The organism is Planktothrix sp. FACHB-1365 (genome assembly GCF_014697575.1).
GTDB lineage: Bacteria > Cyanobacteriota > Cyanobacteriia > Cyanobacteriales > Microcoleaceae > Planktothrix.
Genome location: NZ_JACJSC010000041.1, coordinates 34,902 through 51,839, shown reverse-complemented (window position 1 = coordinate 51,839; position 16,938 = coordinate 34,902). Strand labels below are relative to the sequence as shown.

Here is a 16,938-nt window from a genome sequence, read left to right as displayed (position 1 = left end):
TAAAGTATCGGCAACATTGGGATTAAATCTCGATGGAGTCAGTAGTGGTGCATTGACTACGCCATTAAGAGTTCGTATTTGGACTACTTAAGAATCCTCGTCGCTTGATTCGCGAGGAGTGTCAACAGCCTTGTCCGTACAGCAGTCAATGATTTCCCCTCATCCCCTCATCCCCTCATCCCCTCATCCCCTCATCCCCTCATCCCCTCATCCCCTCATCCCCTCATCCCCTCATCCCCTCATCCCCTCATCCCCTCATCCCCTCATCCCCCCGTCCCCCCGTCCCCTCATCCCCTCTGTTCGGAAACCCGTACAAATTAGGTTGTTGCAATGGGTGGGGTATTTTCGCTAAATTAGCACTCAGGAGTTGAGAGTGCTAATGTGAAATTTCTCAAAGGAAGTAACACAACTCTCGTTCCCAATTATTGCTGTGAACTGGAGGCTAATGAATGGCTGCTGTATCTCTAAGCGTATCAACCGTTAAACCATTAGGTGAGCGCGTTTTCGTCAAAGTAAGTGCGTCTGAAGAAAAAACCGCAGGTGGGATTTTATTGCCTGACACCGCCAAAGAAAAACCCCAAGTGGGCGAAGTCGTGGCAGTTGGCCCTGGCAAACGGAATGATGATGGTTCTCGCTCCGAATTAGAAGTTAAAGTCGGTGACAAAGTTCTTTATTCTAAATACGCTGGCACTGACGTCAAACTCGGCAGCGACGAATTTGTTCTCTTAGCTGAAAAAGATATCTTAGCCATCGTCAGCTAAGTTGCGTTTTCAACCTTTTAGATCGTACACCACACTGGTGTTCCACGATCTGACTCGTTAAACCCTCAATCCATCTTTTTCCGAATTCGTTTTTACTATTAACCTAAAACCTGAACACAACACCTATGGCTAAACGTATCATCTACAACGAAAATGCTCGTCGTGCATTAGAACGCGGTATGGACATCTTGGCAGAGTCCGTTGCCGTTACTCTTGGCCCCAAAGGTCGCAACGTTGTATTAGAAAAAAAATTTGGTGCGCCCCAAATCGTGAATGATGGCGTCACCATTGCTAAAGAAATTGAACTAGAAGATAACATTGAGAATACTGGTGTTGCCCTGATTCGTCAAGCTGCCTCTAAAACCAACGATGCTGCTGGAGACGGAACCACCACTGCAACGGTTCTAGCTCACGCGATGGTGAAAGAAGGTCTGCGGAACGTGGCTGCGGGCGCCAACCCCATTGAACTGAAACGCGGTATTGATAAAGCCACTAACTTTTTAGTTGAAAAAATCGCTGAACACGCTCGCCAAGTGGAAGATTCCAAAGCGATCGCTCAAGTCGGTTCCATCTCTGCCGGAAACGATGAAGAAGTCGGTAAAATGATTGCTTCAGCGATGGATAAAGTCGGTAAAGAAGGCGTGATTTCCTTAGAAGAAGGGAAATCTATGACAACTGAGTTAGAAATCACCGAAGGAATGCGCTTTGATAAAGGCTATATTTCCCCCTACTTTGCCACAGATACGGAACGGATGGAAGCCATTCTGGAAGAACCCTATCTGTTAATTACCGATAAAAAAATCACCTTAGTTCAGGACTTAGTTCCTGTTCTGGAGCAAGTCGCTCGTTCTGGCCGTCCGTTGGTGATTATCGCTGAAGATATTGAAAAAGAAGCCTTAGCGACTCTGGTGGTTAACCGTCTGCGCGGTGTTCTGAATGTGGCTGCGGTTAAAGCTCCTGGGTTTGGCGATCGCCGTAAAGCCATGTTAGAAGACATCGCCGTGTTAACAGGTGGCCAACTGATCACCGAAGATGCGGGTCTGAAACTGGAAAACGCCAAGCTGGATATGCTCGGTAAAGCCCGTCGCGTTACCCTGACCAAAGATAACACCACCATCGTCGCTGAAGGCAATGAAGCTTCAGTAAAAGCTCGTTGTGAGCAAATTCGCCGTCAAATGGAAGAAACCGAGTCTTCCTACGACCGTGAAAAACTCCAAGAACGCTTGGCTAAATTAGCCGGTGGCGTTGCGGTGATCAAAGTCGGTGCTGCAACTGAAACCGAAATGAAAGACCGCAAACTGCGTCTGGAAGATGCCATCAACGCCACCAAAGCGGCTGTTGAAGAAGGGATCGTTCCCGGTGGCGGTACAACCCTGGCTCACTTAGCACCTCAGTTAGAAGAGTGGGCGAATGCCAACCTCACCCACGAAGCCTTAACGGGTGCGTTGATCGTGTCCCGTGCGTTGGCTGCTCCTCTGAAACGGATCGCTGAAAACGCGGGTGTTAACGGTGCTGTTGTGGCTGAACGAGTTAAAGAAAAAGACTTTAACGTCGGTTACAATGCCTCTTCTAACGAATTTGTGGATATGTTTGAAGCGGGTATTGTTGACCCGGCGAAAGTGACCCGTTCTGCTCTGCAAAACGCCGCTTCGATCGCTGGAATGGTGTTAACAACTGAGTGTATTGTTGTTGACAAACCCGAACCCAAAGATAATGCTCCGGCGGGTGCTGGTGCTGGTATGGGTGGCGATTTCGATTACTAATTCGATGATTAATTTGTAATCTTAAAGGAGGTGGCTGATGTCACCTCTTTTTGTTTTAAATCGGGGTAAAGGGAACAGCCAAGAAAAGAGTTTTCTGTTTATCCCTAATATGAAATCCCTAAATGTTGGCTACAAATTCCCCCTGTAGAGACTAAGCATGGCTAGTCTCTACAGGGGGGCTAATGGGATTTCATAAAATAATAAGGTGGGCTATGCCCACCCTAAGATTAAACTAACTAAGATTAAACTAAGGTTAAATTGGGATAGTAAGCCAGCATATCATCGGTGCTGAGAGTATCCCCACTGGCTTGAGGTGTCCAGAGAATTTCTACAGCTAATAATTGTTCACTTCCAACGGAACCTAACCGACTTAAGGCTTGACGTAAGGTTTCAGGACTATTAACTTTAGGAAGTTGAATTTGTCCTAATGTTCCGACAACTAACGTTACCACAATATATTCGTTTTCCGTTGGGGTTAAATCGCCAGTTTGATTAACTAAATTCGCGTTATTTCCAGTCAGACTCGGAGCTACCCCACCGATTAACTGATTGTTAACATTAGACAGCGTTTCTTCCGTAAATTTACTGCGTTCTGCTAAGGCCCATTGATTAAATTTAGCTTCGGCGGAATTCATTCCCGCTTGTTCGGACTGGGAAGAGCCATAGGCCCAATATTCGGGATGGCGTAACAATGCTAAGGTGGTTTCCTGTAAGACTTGGGCTCGACCGGCTGCGGAACCTGTATCGGCGGTTTGGGCTATACGGTCTAAATCGGCTTGTAATGTTCTCGCTTGAGCCAGTAACCCCACTTGTAAACGAGCTACAGACACCGTTGGGTTGCTGCTGTATCCTCCCAGTTCATCTTGTCCCATCGTTGACCGAAAACTTCTGAAGATGAACCCCGCAATGGCCATAAAAATCAGCAGGGAAAATAACCCGCCTCCGCCAAACCCAAAGAAGGGAATAATAAACGGAAATCCAAACCCGCCCCCACCATAATATCCCCCTGGAGTACGGCTAGGGCCAGGATTATAGCTACGACTGGGAGCTCTAAAGGAACCTCCACCAATGCGTCCCCCACTTCGGGCTGCTAAGGCTCCATCGGCTTGACTAAAAAATAAAACAGCAACCAAACTGAAAACAGCTAAAGGTTTTAAAAGTTTTTTGAACATAAATCACATCTCATTTTCTGAGGACTGGAAACTGGAAAATCCCCTTTCAGAAGGAAACAGATAATCTGTTTACGGATTCCCTTACTTCCTTGATTGTGGGAGTTTTTCAGTTCTTTTATCTATAATGTAACGTTTTTTTAATTTTGGTTCATTCAGACTTAGGTACGGGATTTACGATTCAAAGGGGGGAATTTTCTCCTGGTTGTCCTAGCGGGTTTCCGTTACTTTTTGCAGTCCACGAGGGTGATCAACATTATAATTACGGGTTAGAGCTAAATTCAAGGCAAATAATTGACCGGGAATAATCGCAACCAGAGGAGAAATCCATTCAGGAATATCAGGGGGTAAAATTAACGAAGTTTGAGCAAATTTTAAGGTTTCTTGATCATCGCTAATAACAATTAACTCAGCTTCCCGTTGTTTTAAAGTTTGCATTAAGGCTTGTAGTTCGGGTAAAACTTTCCCGGATGGCGCAATGACAAAAACAGGAAATCCAGGTTCCACAATGGCTAAAGGCCCATGCAAAAAGTCAGCACTGCTATAGGGTTCAACGAGAGTATAGGTTAATTCCTTAAGTTTTAAAGCCAGTTCAAAAGCCGTTGCATAGTTATAGCCTCGACCAATGACAACGCAATGTTTCATATAGCGATAGCGTTCTACTAAACGATTAATTTCTGGATTTAAGGTTAAGGTTGTTTGGACTAATTCAGGAACAGTTTGAACCGTTTTTAAGATTGTTGATTGTTGAGAGAGTTCTGCACTTAAAAGAGCGATCGCTAATAATTCAGTGGTATAGGTTTTAGTCGCTGCAATAGATTTTTCTACTCCTGCATTTAAGTTAATCACATAATCTGCTTGTTGGGCTAAGGGGGAGTCGTAAAAATTAGTAATTGCGGCGGTTAAAACCTTTTGAAGACGGGCTTCTGCTAATACGGCTACTAAATCAGGACTTTGACCACTTTGGCTAATTCCTAATACTAATGTATTTTTTAATTGTGGCGTTTGCTGATAAATACTATATAAACTCGGTGTCGCTAAACTCACTAAAAATCCATTCAGGGAACCGAACACATATTGAGCATATCGGGCTGCATTATCACTACTTCCTCGTGCCGCAATCACAACTTGAGAAATCTGGCGGCGATGTAATTCTGTAACTAGCTGTTGGATAATGGGACGTTCCGAGGTTAACAGCCTTTGTAAAACCTGGGGTTGTTGCTCAATTTCTTGTTCGAGATTAGACGAAATTGCCATTCAATCAACGTTGTGATCAGGTTATGCCCTTGCTATTGTATAAGAAAAGTCTGCCATCAGCCACAACAGACTCCTAGCAAGCTTCCGCCGTTGATCTAGGATATTGATTAAAACAGTATAGAAAAATTTTGCGATTGCTGCTACAATTAGAGGTAACTGATAACTGATAACTGATCTAGCCACAGTTGCTACAATCTAGCGACTGTGGTATTTCTGTGGGCAGAAACGTTCAACCCTCCCCTAGGATGACTTTATCACTTCACGTTACTCCCGTTACCCATCCCCAGGAAGCTCAACAACTCGGTGAAATTTTAAGTCAGTGTTTTAATTTCACCAATGGGACAAGTATCGAGATTCCATCGGATTAGACAACTTTCGGATTATGCCAGTTTTTCAATTTATCAAAGTGCTATCGACTGTTTTATTAACCAGTGCATTAGGTTTAGAATTCTGGAATTTTCTAACCGGATTTTTGAGCACCGCCAACTTCTATTGGTTGAACTGGATTGTGATCATTGAACGTTTAGCCATTGCAATTCATAGTGCTGAAGCCTTGATTGCCAGTTATTATGCGAGTTCAAAAAATCAACAGCCACTTCAATATGGAATTTATACATTTTTTGTCGGTACAGTCGGTTTAGTAGAATTGTTTACAGATCAAACCGATCAAATTAACGGGAAACCGTTGACAAAATAACTCGTACAATTGTTGTTTTTCCAAGGGTGCTTTCAATTTCTAGTCTTCCTTGATAAAACTGAACTAAACGTTTAACCAGAATCAATCCTAATCCTGATCCTTGCTGTTCATAAATCCGACGTTCAAATTGCTGATAAGCTCCAACTTTAGCAATTTGTTCGGCGGTCATTCCCCGTCCTATATTAATAAATTCCAGATAATAATAATTAAAAATTTGATATCCTTTAACAACAATCTGAGTATTATTAGCCGAAAATTTAATCATATTATCAATTAATTCTTCTGTTATTTTATTAAAAATTTCTTCAGGAATATTAACATCACATTTCTCGATTTCTAAACCTGAATTTAGGGAATTTCCTTTAATCTCGTGAATTTTACTCTCAATAATGCTTCTAATTAAACGTTCAGGATCTGAAATAAACCCTTTAGGAAAATATTGAGATCTTTGCGGATCTCGTTCTAATAATTCTAAATCAGCATACAGGAGAAAATTACAGGTCAGTCGATATAAACGAGTCGCAGACAGACTAATATTTCCTAACATCTCTTGAATTTCATCCGGTGCCATTTCCTCAAAATCTGCGATTAACAGTTGTGTAGTTCCGATAATTCCATTCAAGGGAGTTCTTAATTCATGGGGAAGAGACAGGGTAATCTTATTACATAACTCATCCAATTGTTCTTGTGCTTTTTGTTCAAAAAATTGGTATTTTTGAATCCGGCTATGGATAGCTTCTAATAAATCTTGGTGTGTAAAAGGTTTACTAAGATAATCATCAGCACCTAAATTCATCCCATAGCGAAAATCAGCCGTTGTTGATTTAGCCGTTAAAAAAATAAAAGGAATGGTTGCTGTAGATTTAGACTGTCTTAATTCTTCTAAAACTTGATGTCCATCTAATCCCGGCATCATGACATCACAAATAATTAAATCTGGTAAAATTTCTCTGGCTAATTTTATCCCCCTTTCTCCATTCTCTGCACCAATTCCTAAAAATTCTTCAGCTTCCAAGATATCTAAAATAATAGAACGAACGTTGAGATCATCTTCTATGACTAATACTTTTTTCATGGGTTATGCTCTTGATTTGATAAGGGAAAAATGAGAGTTACTGTTGTTCCCAAATTGATTTGACTTTCAATATAAATCATACCTCCTTGAATTTCAACGGATTTTTTAACGATAGTTAACCCTAATCCAGTACCGGGAATTACCCCGACATTTTTTGCCCGATGAAAGGGTTCAAATAAATGCTGTTGGTCTTCTATCGGAATCCCAATCCCTTGATCTTTTAGTGTTAAAATAGCTTGATTAAGATTATAATTTAATTTTAATTCGATATTTCCCCCTTGGGGAGAGTATTTAATCGCATTGGTAATTAAGTTATATAAAATGTGTCGTAAGAGTTTTTCATCTAAATACACTAGAATGGGTAAAGTTGAGGAAGAGAGCAAGTCAGATTTAGGAGAAATAAAATGTAAATGTTTTTGATCATCTAAGCCAACCTGCATCTCTTGAATTAAAGTAAAACAAAAATATTCTAAGTTAATTAAACTGGGATGAAAGGGGATTTTGTGGGCTTCTCCTTGACCAATTAATAATACCTCATTTAAGAGTTCTGTCAAATGGTGAACCGTTGTTTGAATTCGTCGTAAATAAGTTAAGTTCTTCTCTTCATCCCATTTATGGCTATAATGTTCTAAAGCTTCTGCGGATGCTAAAATTGTTGTTAAGGGGGTACGAAATTCATGGGAAATCATGGAGACAAATCGAGATTTAAGTTGATTTAATTCTTTTTCTTGGTGTAACGCTTTGTGAATTTCTGCTTCAGAATATTTGCGCTGAGTAATATCTTTGACATCTCCCTCATAAGCAATAATTTTTCCCAGTGAATCTCGAATGACTCTAGCATTTTCAGAAATCCAAATAATACTCCCATCAGAACGGTAAACTTCAGATTCAAACCCTAAAACTGTTCCCTGTTCATTAATTAGACGGACAAATTCTTCTCGTCGTTGGGGATTAACATAAATTTGATCGGGGATATGGGAAAGATTTTGGATTAAATCTTCTGGGGATGAATAGCCATAAATTCTGGCGAGTGCGGGATTAGCACTAATAAAATGTCCGTCAGGAGTAGATTGGAATAACCCTTCTAAGGAATTTTCAAAAATGCTGCGATATTTGGCTTCTGTTAGGGTTAGTTGCTCATAAGCTTGTTCTAATTTTTGCCGCGAATTAAACCAAGTTCGTTGTAAGTTTTCATACAAGTAAACGGACAAATTACAAATTAAACAAGTCCAAAATAAAAATAATAATAACATTAAGGAATCATAGTTAGAAGGAATAATTTTATGACCGAGTAATTTATTGATTCCAAAATAATAGCCTAAGATAATCAATTGGGAGGTTAAATGCAAGATTAATCGCACGGGAATTAATGTTGCTTGACTCACAAAGGTTAACACCCAACCAAATAAATTCGGGCTAACATTTCCATTGACCGTTTGAATAATTTGTTTTGTTAATTCAAGGGAAATTGATAATCCTAAAAATAGATAACCTAAATGTTGATTTCCCCAAGGTGTTTTTAATAATTTTAAACAAATTAGTAGTCCCAAAGATGCACAGATTTGTAAATATAACGTTTGATCTAAAAATTTTTGCTTCCAAAGAATAAATTGCAATAAATTAATTAAAACAGCACTAAAATAAATACAAATCCCGATATAAAATGCCAGATTTAATCGCACCGACAAAAAATGATGTCGCCACAGTTCATAAGATAAATGGTTGAGTGTGTTATTATATTCAGGAACTACATTCACAGATTTTAAATAGTTAAAAAGACGTTGAACAATCCGTAAATGCGTTAGTTGATTCCTAAGCATTTCTAACATAGATTAATCAGAGATGGCGGAAAACAAGGGGAAGCAGAAAAGATATTGTGAATTTAGTATAAACGAGTTTAGTCAAAATGATATCCCCAAAAAAGAGGCCCTGTAAAACACAGAACCTCTTCGGGTTTAAATTTAGATGTACATCCAGGATTGATTAATAAACAGCACCTTGAGAGGCGGTAACATCAATCGGTTTCATTAAGTACAGTTTGAGCAACTGCCATCCGTTAGACAGATAGTAGGGCAGTTTTTGGAAGAACTGAACAAATTTAGGGCTATCAGAATTAACAATCGCCGTTAACTGTTCGTTGTTCTTGAGGCAGACATCCAATCGGTTATAGAATTCAGGATTATTCACATCCAACATCACCGGGAAAACGCGACCTGCATTTTCGTTGGTTTTTTCAATGACGTGAATATCATAATCCCGTGCATTTAAACCAATGGCCGCATAAAAATCCGCCCGTTGTAAATCGTTTAAATACATGGTGGCAAATACTGACAACAGGAAGAAACGACACCAAAGTTTCGCTTTCCAATCATTCAGCATTTGGGGTTGAGATTGCATCACCGCATCGAAGAAATCGCCGTGACGATTCTCATCCTGACACCAATTTTCAAAGAAGCGGAAAATCGGATAAATCCGGTTTTCGGGATGGGCTTCTAAATGACGATAAATGGTGATATAGCGCCAGTAACCAATTTTTTCAGATAAATAGGTGGCGTAAAAGATGAATTTAGGTTTAAAGAAAGTGTACTGACGGCTTTTGGTCAGAAATCCTAAATCTAAGGAAAGATTAAAATCCGACATCGCTTTATTCAGAAAACCCGCATGACGAGCTTCATCCCGCGACATGAGTTGGAAACACTCCGCTAAAACAGGGCTTTTATCCTTGAGACGACGGCTAAGTTCTTTATAGAGCAAGAAACCTGAAAATTCAGCCGTGCAGGAACGCTCTAAAAATTCAATGAATAAACGACGAGTTTCGCCATCAATATGATCCCAGGATTGTTCAAATTCTTTATCCCGGACAAAGTGATTACGATTGTAGTCTACCCGAAACTCTTCCAGAATGGCTAAGAGTTCCTCTTCATTGACGGAGATGTCCATTTTCTCCATTTCCTCAAAATCCGTTGTGTAGAAACGGGGAGTGAGGATGGTTTCTTTGGCTGGGACTTTCACCCCAGGTCTGATTTCGTCAAAAGCGGGTCTTTTCAGGGAATCTACCATGTCTGTTGGATCTCTATTCTTATCACAGTGTGTTCTAAAGTCAGGAGTTCACGGGACATTCAGCCCGTCACCCCGCTTAAGGCTATGCTTATTTATGAATCAGCTTAAAATTGCCATGCAATATAGTCTACCAACGTCTACACCCAAAGGGGACAGGATTTGCGTTAAGAATTGCAACAAAAATTCAAAATCGGCTGATTTCTGATGATTAATCTTTCTGACCCAGAGCAAGGAAGAGAATAAGGTTGACACTCTCAGGTCTGAAGACACTGAGTTTCCACACTCCCATCCTACTTTTATGAATTAGACCTGGCTTATTGAGCAAGCCCTATTTAAAGCTTGTAGTACCGTGGCGGTTGTAAAAATACCGTGCTGATCTAAAGAAATTGCCCCCTCGATCAAACCGTTCAAAACCCAGTTCTGGTAATTTTCCGAAGCAGTAATATTGGGAGGAGGAACTCGCAAACCTGCTGAGGGGGGCCAAGAACCGTCTGGATTTTGCTGCTGTAAAAGCCAGCAAACCGCCCGCTCCAGGGGTTCGCGGACAGTTTCGGTATCGCCGCCCAGAACCAGTATGCGCACAATCCAGGCAGTCGCGAAGGGAGACCCGGAAGGTCGCACTGTGGAGGGGACTGAGCCGTCTGCACTGATGCGGCTGAGGGCCCAGCGAACTGCCCTCCCAACGCGCTCGCGGTCTTCCGGCTGCAAGACGTTTGCCAGAGCCTCAGCGGCTTGGGCAGTGGCGTATTCATCTTCGCACCACCAGTAACTCTTCCAGCTACCGTCCTCAGATTGTCTTTGCCGCAGGAACTCGCAGGCACCGGCACGCACATCGGGCAGGGAAGCGGCGGCTGCGGTGACGCAGTTTTGGGGTTCGCACCATCCGTCAAAGGACATCTCCTCCGACGCTCGGATAAAGCCCCGAATCGGTCCATCGGTGGCATAGGTGGCAATGCCACCTCCCATCCGGACGTGCGTAGCGAGAAATTCTCGCCCCGAAAGGGCTTGCTCCCAATCGCCACAACCTGTGGCATCTGCTAATTGCAGCGCCCAGGCGGTGCTGTCAGCATCTCTTGGCGTCAAGCTGTTGTATCCCCAGCAGCCAGAAGGCTGGCAACGAGTGCTCAACCAGCGCCACGCCTCCTGGGCAGCCGTGAGGGCTTGGGGCACTGCTTGGCTGGCAAGTGCCGTGCCTGTATAACCGGTGACCCACTCGTCACTGCAACCCGGTGCCAGCCTGAAGTCTGACCACCATCCATCGGGATGGCGGGCATTGCAAAGGAATCGAATCGCGGCATCAACCGATGAGTTAACAGATGAGCGAATACTGCTCGATGAGTGATGGCGGTATCGATTGATTCCCGGCAGAGGAGGGCTCAGAGAGATATGCAACGCGGGGGGGCCTTGCTGCGCCACCAAGAAAGCAATGACATTGTGGTGTTCGAGGGGGTCTGTGCAACCGGCCAGTGGCTCTGTGAAAGCGGCGTAGTTCCTCAAATTCCACCCCTTCTGCTGTGCTAGGGACAGCAGAGCGTGGCGAACGCTCCCGTCAGTTTTGAAGAGGGTCTTGGCGAAGGTAAACACAGAGAAAACAAGTGGTTCGGCTCCCGACGAGAAGGAGAAACTAAAGCCATAAATTCCCTCAGGCAGTCCTGCTCCTGCCCGATTGAAGGTATAGCCCGAGGTTTCCTCAATCAAGCCGAACAAGTCTGCTTGCCTGGACTCCAAGCCCACTCGTTGCAGGAGATTCGTAACCTGCCAGTCCGTCAGATGGGGAGATTTGATTCTGAAATAGAACTCGGTTCGCGACAGGTCTGTCTCCTGCCCGATGGCTACTAGCTGGGCCCCTCCATCGGGCAGCAATGGTTCATTGCCTAGAAAGCAGCGAACCATTTCCGCAGCCGCAGGAGATCCCTCCTGGGGAACCTCCACGTAGAGCTTGTAGCGATCACCTTCCAAACGGTGCCGCACCCCCATCCAAGCTCCCCACTTCAGGCTGCCGGATTCCTGCACTTTGTGGGAGAGGGCACTCACCTCTTCAGGCAGGCGACCCGCCCCCAAAGAGTCCAGCAGTCGCTCGGCACGGGAGAGCCGATCTTGTGGCTTCACCTCAGAACCGCCCACCTCGGTTGCGTAGCGCATACCTCTCTCGTGAGACCCAAAGGTAAACTCCACAGGGAAGCCGTTGTAGCTCAAGCTGCCGAATTCCCAGGCAGTTTCTGGTTGGGGGGAACAGCGAATTTCCTCCAGCAGGAGATCCAGAGTTTTTGCCGCCCGCTCTTCCAGGTTGGGCATCCCTGCTGCTGCTATCCGGACTGCTCGCGCCACGGCTAGCTGATTTCCCAAGGCTCTGTCTAGCTGAATCATTCCCAGTCCCCCTCGATCGTTACACGAGATTGTCAAGCAAATATTGGTCTAGGTTCAGAACGGTCTGGCGATCAGTGGCGTCCCCTTGTGTGGGATATCGTTTTATCGTTCCATCTTTTTTCTTACCTCCAACACGCCACTGGTAAGTGGTAGCGGCAGGATTGAGGTCAAATACAATGTAATGGGGGAGTTGATCGGGAGCCAGCAAGGGTCTTTTCTCTAAATTGTTGTATTTCATAACTACCTGAATGGTTTCGTATCCTCCCACCTTAAACGCTTGCGTTTCCACTTTCACCAGGAACTTGCCAATTTGTCGAGCCAGCGCACTGTCGTCAGGCACAAGTTCAGACAATGCCAAGACAGGATTTGAACTCGTGCCCCACTTATCTTCCCCCGGTCCTGGCCAGTTAATTTTCGTGTCTAGCGCCTTGTGCTTGATCTCGATTCGATACTTATAGTCGTTGAGTTTAGGGTCATTTACCGGGATAGACCACTCCTCAATCTCGCTTGTTACCTGCGTGTACCTGAACGTTTTCGTCAAGGTTGTACCGTGTTCGTACTTTAAGAAAACGGTTACAGAGTCAAAGCGTTTGAAATCAAGACCGCTCTCATCTACATTTATCGTCAGTACGTTCGGCTGAGTTTCATAGGCTGGCCTTCCCGCAGATTTGATAAAAATGCGCCGATCTTCCCTTTCCTTCTCCGATTGTGTGTACTGCTGGTTGTTAACGCTAACAAAAGTACAGCGGTAGTTGAATTTCCGCTTCGATGCGTCCATCAGAGGAATGACCAAGGGCGGGACGGGAGTTGCCGCCCCTGCTGTCAGCGTCCGATCGCCTGTCCAGTTGTAGCCGTTGGCCTCATCTGTATAAATAACATCGACGAACGCCAGTTGGTCGGTGATGGGATTGAGCAGGGACACAATATCGATATTCAGCTTGCCATTTGTCCGATCGGGCACGACGAGAGTTGACACTGATGTGGTGACTGGCTCGGTTTTATGAGTGGAGCCGTCCTGCATTTTGTAAACGAAGTGGCTGGTGTAGGAGCGAACTTCCGGATCGCTCAGTCGCAGTTTCCAGTGCTGTTCGGTTGGTGAGTCAGGGAAGAAACGCAGTAGCTTTGGCAGGGGTTTCCAGATCTTGCTTGCATAGCTGAGATGCACTTCGATTTCCTGAATTTCCGCCCAGACAAAATTGCGCTCTAGCGTGACTGCGATATCCAAAAAGCCAAGAGAGTTGTATGGATCGATTTGCAGTGACCGGCTCTGGGTTGATTCCGCCTTGATCGGGTAAACATTCTTCTCTCCTTCCCAGCCTGACAGCGTATTTGGTTTGAAGCGGTACTCGAGCTGATAGTCATAGGCTGTGTCCCGCTTGGCGTTGGTAGAAAACTCTTTAGCCCACCGCTGATTACTTTGTCTGTCAAAGGTGAAATCACCTTTGTAGTCGCCACCGTACTTCAGCGCCACACTCACAGACTCCAGGCCAATAGAGTCAAAATCAAGTGGCCCACTGACTGACACCTGAATCTTCTTGAAAAAATCGTCATTCAGGTTAATTTCCTGAAAATGAGCTTTCGGATCGAGGTTTTTGAGCAGGATGCCAAAGAACCCCTGAGGTGCGTAGCGCTGTTTCCAGGCTCGGGTTGAGGAGTAGGTGTAGGTAGCTGTTTTTGTTTCTTCCTTGCGAACAAATTTGATCCCCAGAGTTCCCCAGTTGATCGGACTCAGAAGCGGCTTTGGGCTCGCGCCCCCAGACGCTGCGGCTCCCTCTGTCTCGTTCTCAGTCAATACAGCGTCCGAGACTGCCTGTGTTATTTGATCTGCCACTTGCGGATCGCCAGCATCTTTCCACACATCACCATCTTTTATCTGAGGCTTAAAATAATCTTTAAGCAGCTGTTCTGTGAAGTATTGAAGTGCCCACTCTCGTTGTTTTTCTGTATCTGCATCATCGATTTGACTGAGAATTTCAATTTTGAGACCCTGGTTTTCCTGAAGCCATTTCAGTTGCGTACTCAAATCCACCTTCATGGTGTTCATCATATCTTGACTCAGGGGAATAGTTGCCTTAAATCCAACTCCCAGTGCGTTTTCGATTTGCTGGAAATCAGCAGTAACTTTTACCTCTAGCGCGGGCCGCAAACCAGTGAATTCCAAATCGTAGAAGATTCCAACCGGCTTTCCCTGATTTTGGAACGATCGCTGAAATAGCGTGGCTTGTTCTTCGGTCAAATTCAAGCTAAAAGCTGCACTGTTATCCCCAGCCAAAGAGGGGACTCCCAGACCGGATATGTTTTCCTCACCGACATTCCCAGCAGCTACCTTTACGCTTCCTTTATCAAAGACAACAGGAGCGAGTCTGGGCTTTTTCGAGATTTTACGGAGTTCACTGAGTATGTCATTCCGGGTTTGTTCGTCCAGACTCAGGTCAGCGGTGAAGGCGAGAAACCCCCCACCTTTTTGCGCGGCGTCGGAGGTGTACTTGAGCAACGTAAACTCTGGCTTGCCGTCTTTTTTTGCCAGAGAGATAGTGCCCAGATACCAAAACTGGTCGGGATCTTTATGGTCAGGAAATACAGTGACACCCTGAACTGTTATGGCTTTGTTACTGAATAATAACATGCGAATTTTCCTCGAATTGGTTTGGGTTATAGGACTTACTCAGCGACCCTTAATTGTGTGGTGGGGTATGTGCAACACTTGCACGCTCTTGACATAGAGGCTTTGCATAAGTCCTGAGCTTGGATGCGTTGGATCGTGACCTTGAGTTTTTGATTAAGTTTTGACCGCATCACGGTGCTTTTACATCGAGACCTAAAAGAATTCGGTTGCCGACAGTAGCAGATTTCAAAATCTCCTTTGCTCCCTGATTGAAGCAGACAATGACTCTGTAGTCAACTCTTTTGCAGTCCGGAAGGCGCTGGTTCGCCTCAAAGGTTTGGGACCGGGATTTTAGAGGGCTGAATTCGAGACATACACTCTGAGTCGGAAGACTGTTTTCTGGGTCTTTATAAGATAATTCTAGATAAACAGTTCTGATTTCGGACCAATTAACCGTAAGCAGGACAACGGTAACTTTGCGTTTGAGCTGGAATGGATCGCGGACAATAATCTGTTCCTGACATGGCCATTCTGGCGTTTCCCAGGAATCCCCAGCTTTGTAGGCGTAATAGGTTAGTTTGTATAAAAACTGTCGCCGCTTAAAATCCCGCACAAACATTGTCCAGGTCAGCGCAGAGTTGTTCTGACGCAGATTGAAAGCCTGTTCCTGCCGAATTAGATTATCTTCATCGAGATAGCGAACTTCCACCTTTACAGAACGATAGCGATCCCACGGGAAGGACTGGGGCGTAAAAATCGGAATTTGCTCATTTAAGTAGAGGTCGTCGTAGGGAAAAATCTCCAGATTATCGCGGTCAGTTACCGTTTCCCTTGACTCCACCTGCTGAGGGTGTCCGCTGTAGTTACTGATGTTGAAAATAACTTTGTAACTCACCTTCACGTCCCGCTGCATCACCTTCTTGTTCAGAGTGCTGTCCCACTTGGTTCTGGCGCTCCAAATCGCGGTTTCTCTGTGCGTGGAAGATCTCAGGAAAACAACTCGCTCTCTGTCTGAAATATCACCGTAAGTGAGAGTTACCTGAATTTGATTAATGTCATCTCTCTCAAAATTAGCGCGGCAAATCACCGCCACTTGGCGCTTTTGGAAAAAGCTATCGTCAAGGTCTATGGAAGTGATAAAGTCATCGGGTTTGAAATTTCCTTGTTGAATGCCCGACAGCAATCCCTGGAGATACCCCTGGGGATAGATGCTGCGCCTCACCGCCGCCTGTTCGTTGATGGCCAGATTGAAAGATCGTCGGTCGATTTGGGTAATATCCAGTTTGTAATAGCTGAATCCCATCGGAAAAGAAAAGCCTCCGCCTCCTGTCTCCTGAATGGGGCCGAATTTAGGTTTAAAGAAGGTGGCCAGCACCATTTGTTTGATTTCCTGGACAATCCGATCGCGACTTTGTGTGGCAGCAGCCGTCTGTTCATCTAGTGGGACAGCATTTTCCTCCTCAATTTCGAGGACGCTGCTCTCAACCAGTGAGTCCACGATGTTATCGATATTGATGCTGAAAAAAATCAGGTTGATATCATAATGCTCCTCAATATGCTTCTGGACGCGATCCAGTTCAGCGCGGATGCGGAAAGAGTAAGCAGGTCTGGTGGCGAAGTAGTCGAGGCAGTAGGCAACCCCAATCGGCGCGAACGCACTCTGGAAGAGTGCCTGTTTGAGCAGGGTCACCTCATCTCGACCGAGTTCCACAGAAAATACTGCTTGGTTGTCACCAAAGAGCGATGGCTTGGCCGAGTAGCTGTTGTTGAGAATCGTCAGCGTCACCGTGCCATCCACCAGTGGAACTGGTTCGAGGCTGTGCCGGTCTGTTTCGAGTTGCTTGGCGATCTCTCCCAAGGTTTCTTCCTTGACACCCAGATTCACCTCCAGGGTGAAATAGCCACCTGCGATCTCTTGCTTATCATCCCGGTACTGTATCAGTCCGAGCTTGGGTTTGCCCTTTTCGTCGGAGGTCAAGCGCGGCTGTTGCTGGATGTAGTAGTATTTGCGCGGATTTGCATCATCACCAAATAGGGAAACCCCTTTGATTTCCCTGCTGTTGAGATATTGCAGCACTGCCGTCATCTCCATAAATCATTTAACAGTCGCCAAGGGGTTGAGGCGGCAGGGCTGTTTCATTCTCGAAAAAATTAGGATTTTGTAGAGGCGCGTACCGCCACGCT

General features: G+C 44.8%; 12 protein-coding genes. 4 read left to right on the top strand and 8 right to left on the bottom strand.

Annotated features, from left to right (window positions below; translation table 11 throughout):
• Positions 1–449 precede the first annotated feature (449 nt).
• Both groES and groL read left to right on the top strand, forming a co-directional pair.
• Positions 450–761: a co-chaperone GroES gene (groES, locus tag H6G57_RS26445; protein WP_072720402.1), complete on the top strand. Its 312-nt coding sequence runs from the start codon at positions 450–452 to the stop codon at positions 759–761.
• 125 nt (positions 762–886) lie between these two features.
• Positions 887–2,524 carry a chaperonin GroEL gene (gene groL / locus H6G57_RS26440; RefSeq protein WP_190524329.1) on the top strand — a complete coding sequence of 546 codons (1,638 nt, stop codon included), beginning with the start codon at positions 887–889 and terminating at the stop codon, positions 2,522–2,524.
• A 242-nt stretch (positions 2,525–2,766) separates the two neighbouring features.
• On the opposite strand, the gene H6G57_RS26435 is transcribed toward groL, so the two are convergent.
• Both H6G57_RS26435 and H6G57_RS26430 read right to left on the bottom strand, forming a co-directional pair.
• A complete protein-coding gene (locus tag H6G57_RS26435) occupies positions 2,767–3,696 on the bottom strand; it encodes a DUF1517 domain-containing protein (RefSeq protein WP_190524326.1) in 930 nt (309 codons plus the stop codon).
• Positions 3,697–3,903: 207 nt separating this feature from the next.
• Positions 3,904–4,950 (bottom strand): SIS domain-containing protein, encoded by a 1,047-nt coding sequence (locus tag H6G57_RS26430; protein WP_190524323.1) that lies wholly within the window; start codon positions 4,948–4,950, stop codon positions 3,904–3,906.
• Between the two features lie 245 nt (positions 4,951–5,195).
• Between H6G57_RS26430 and H6G57_RS29515 the strand changes: the two genes are divergently transcribed.
• Both H6G57_RS29515 and H6G57_RS26425 read left to right on the top strand, forming a co-directional pair.
• Positions 5,196–5,318 (top strand): hypothetical protein, encoded by a 123-nt coding sequence (locus H6G57_RS29515; protein ID WP_255528408.1) that lies wholly within the window; start codon positions 5,196–5,198, stop codon positions 5,316–5,318.
• A 14-nt stretch (positions 5,319–5,332) separates the two neighbouring features.
• Positions 5,333–5,647, top strand: a complete 315-nt coding sequence (locus H6G57_RS26425; protein WP_190524320.1) for a hypothetical protein — start codon at positions 5,333–5,335, stop codon at positions 5,645–5,647.
• Here H6G57_RS26425 and H6G57_RS26420 read toward each other — a convergent pair.
• The 6 genes from H6G57_RS26420 to H6G57_RS26395 form a co-directional block, all read right to left on the bottom strand.
• A complete protein-coding gene (locus H6G57_RS26420; RefSeq protein WP_190524317.1) occupies positions 5,622–6,722 on the bottom strand; it encodes a response regulator in 1,101 nt (366 codons plus the stop codon). The two genes, H6G57_RS26425 and H6G57_RS26420, sit on opposite strands and share 26 nt — an antisense overlap.
• Positions 6,719–8,551 carry a PAS domain-containing sensor histidine kinase gene (locus H6G57_RS26415; RefSeq protein WP_190524314.1) on the bottom strand — a complete coding sequence of 611 codons (1,833 nt, stop codon included), beginning with the start codon at positions 8,549–8,551 and terminating at the stop codon, positions 6,719–6,721. The genes H6G57_RS26420 and H6G57_RS26415 overlap by 4 nt, the downstream gene beginning before the upstream one ends.
• Before the next feature lie 154 nt (positions 8,552–8,705).
• Positions 8,706–9,782 (bottom strand): magnesium-protoporphyrin IX monomethyl ester (oxidative) cyclase, encoded by a 1,077-nt coding sequence (acsF, locus tag H6G57_RS26410; protein ID WP_190524311.1) that lies wholly within the window; start codon positions 9,780–9,782, stop codon positions 8,706–8,708.
• A gap of 303 nt (positions 9,783–10,085) precedes the next feature.
• A complete protein-coding gene (locus tag H6G57_RS26405) occupies positions 10,086–12,077 on the bottom strand; it encodes a prenyltransferase/squalene oxidase repeat-containing protein (RefSeq protein WP_190524308.1) in 1,992 nt (663 codons plus the stop codon).
• Between the two features lie 91 nt (positions 12,078–12,168).
• On the bottom strand, positions 12,169–14,775 hold the full coding sequence (locus tag H6G57_RS26400) for a hypothetical protein (RefSeq protein ID WP_190524305.1): 2,607 nt from the start codon (positions 14,773–14,775) through the stop codon (positions 12,169–12,171).
• 169 nt (positions 14,776–14,944) lie between these two features.
• Positions 14,945–16,840 carry a hypothetical protein gene (locus H6G57_RS26395; protein ID WP_190524302.1) on the bottom strand — a complete coding sequence of 632 codons (1,896 nt, stop codon included), beginning with the start codon at positions 16,838–16,840 and terminating at the stop codon, positions 14,945–14,947.
• Positions 16,841–16,938: the final 98 nt, after the last annotated feature.